Consider the following 1,091-nt stretch of genomic DNA (forward strand, 5'->3'; position numbering starts at 1 on the left):
TTATCTGCAAATTCAGTAATGAGAGGACGTGTAAACGCAATAAGGACGTTCAAGGGCTTAGTTGCGGATTTGAGGTCAATCTTATTTTTCATTTTTCTCAGATCTCCTCATTTGCCTGCTCATAGCATCTGACCGACATACATCCCAAACCGCTCCGTCGTTGCGTGAAGGAATTGTGTCTCGTCCACCGAATTCAGTGCCGTCGAAACGCCTTTCTCTTCGAGGCTGCCCACAATTTTATAGCATCAGTATAATAATTCACACAAAGCCACGTTATAAAGTTACAAGTCAAGACTTGCGACCATGCCGCAATAGTTGCCGTCGCCTCAGACGGTGAAAAACCAGTTGGGAGAATCCTGACTCTTGGCGGATGATCAGTTGCGAGCAATGCAAATACAATCTAAACTCAGAAGATAAAATGAAGAAAATAATCAATATCTGCTCCGCCATATTCATGATAGCCAACGTGTTGTTGTCACTCTGGTTCTATTACACCACCGACGAGATTTACGTCCCCGCACACTGGAGCTTCGGAGGCAACGTTGACAGATACGGGCAGACATGGCTCATACTGCCGCTCTCAGGAATATCGGTGGGTGTCTATCTGCTCTTACTCTACTGTCAGAAACATGGCATCGCCAATCTGCCGTTTGCTATTATAAATAAGGTGAAGACAAAACCAATCATCTCACACATGATAGCATGGGTCACCTTCCTTATCACCCTGATCTTTCTCTACGTCGTGGCAGCAGTGGCACAGCTCGTGCCACTTCACAACACCATCATTTACCTCATTTTACTTGTCATCATAGCTGTTATCTACCATTTCACAATGCAGATTTACAAGGTGAGAAAATAGCATCGGGATAGCAGGGAATAGCGAAATGATAACAGCTCTGCGCCCATAAGTCAACGGAAAAAATAAAAAAAATAACTTTTTACGAAAAAAACTCCGAAAAAGTTTGGAGCGTATGATATTTTGTTATACCTTTGCACTCGCTTTCGCAATAAATTTTGCGTTTGCGTTTAAAAGTTGTTCTTTGAAAGATTTACATAGACAGAGAAGTAGTACAAGAAGCGTCCGCTTTTTT

At 42.6% G+C, this 1,091-nt stretch carries 1 protein-coding gene; it reads left to right on the forward strand.

Annotated features, from left to right (window positions below; translation table 11 throughout):
- Window positions 1-418 precede the first annotated feature (418 nt).
- Window positions 419-859, forward strand: coding sequence for an SdpI family protein (locus tag H515_RS0112420; RefSeq protein WP_154653719.1), 441 nt, complete (start codon window positions 419-421; stop codon window positions 857-859).
- Window positions 860-1,091 lie beyond the last annotated feature (232 nt).

Source organism: Prevotella corporis DSM 18810 = JCM 8529, assembly GCF_000430525.1.
GTDB lineage: Bacteria > Bacteroidota > Bacteroidia > Bacteroidales > Bacteroidaceae > Prevotella > Prevotella corporis.